The 1,121-nt window shown below is 66.7% G+C and carries 2 protein-coding genes; both read right to left on the reverse strand.

Going from position 1 to position 1,121, the window contains the following annotated elements; genetic code table 11:
• On the reverse strand, positions 1–302 hold a 302-nt coding region (locus LQV45_RS34665; RefSeq protein ID WP_230012463.1), incomplete at its 3' end, for a GntR family transcriptional regulator.
• 51 nt (positions 303–353) lie between these two features.
• Positions 354–1,043 (reverse strand): hypothetical protein, encoded by a 690-nt coding sequence (locus tag LQV45_RS34670; RefSeq protein WP_230012466.1) that lies wholly within the window; start codon positions 1,041–1,043, stop codon positions 354–356.
• Positions 1,044–1,121: the final 78 nt, after the last annotated feature.

Consider the following 1,121-nt stretch of genomic DNA (forward strand, 5'->3'; position numbering starts at 1 on the left):
ATCCGGATGCTGGGGGTGAATCCGGCGGCCTGAATCATCGCGGTGTAGCTGACGTTCAGGTCCAGCGCGTGGCGCTGCGGCACCCTGGTGACGTAGGTGCCTTTGCCATGGAGGCGGGAAAGGTACCCGGCGTCGATCAATGCCCGGTAGCCTTCGCGGACCGTGGCGCGGCTCACCGCGAACTTCACCGACATTTCGTCCTCGTTGGGGAGCCGGTCGCCGACGTTATACGTGCCGTTGCTGATGAGCTCGGTGAGTTCATCTCGAACCTGTTCTGCAAGATTTGGCCGGCGACCTGACATGGTGTCCTCCCTGGGGCAATAAATCCAGTGTACTGGCGGTGCGGGTTCTGGTTAGACGCGGGCGCCGGCGGCGGCGTCGGCGTAGGACAGGGCGGTGCGGACCTGGGACACGACGTCCTTTTCGCCGGGGAGCTTGCCGTCGAAGATGGCCGCGCCGATGGTGAAGCCCCAGACGCCGGCTTCGGCGAGACCGCGGATCTGGTCCTCGTTGACGACCGAGCCGGCAGCGATGGTGGGCCCATCGACAACGCGGGCGACGGCGGCGGTGAGTTCCAGCGGATCGACGGTGGCGTGGCGGTAGGCGAGCAGGTCCACGCCGTGGACGCCCTCGAGCTTGGAGAGTTCGGCGGCGTGCGCGGTGATCTCCTCGATGGTGCCGAGCAGTGCGCTGGGGTGCCCGGCGACGCGGCCGGGGAAGGGGGCGAACTTGATTCCGGTGCCGGCGAGCTTCTCGACGGCCTCGGCGGCGAACTTGCCGCCCACGATCCAGTCCACGCCGGCGGCGATGGCGGCGTCGATGGAGTCCATCTCATCAGCCTTGTCGACCGAGACCACCTCGAGGTAGACCACCAGGTCCGCGGCGTGCGCGGCGGCGGTCAGCTCACGTGCCTTCTCGGCGGTGGCGCCGACGTCCTTGAAGCCGATGTGGCGCAGCCCGGTGTCCTTGACCTGCTCGAGGACCTCCAGGGCGTTGTCGACGGTGCGGTCGTTGTGGGTGAGCATGAAGATGAATTCAGACATTGTTCTTGTTCTTTCGCTTGTGGTGGGTGCTGCTGGGTGGGTACTGCCAGGTGGGGTGGTGCTGCTGGTGGGGTGGTG

It is taken from the genome of Microbacterium sp. Bi128, assembly GCF_918698205.1.

Excerpts from the sequence above, each read along its gene's own strand:
- LQV45_RS34670 (WP_230012466.1), bottom strand. The coding sequence starts at position 1,043 with ATGTCTGAATTCATCTTCATGCTCACCCACAACGACCGCACCGTCGAC.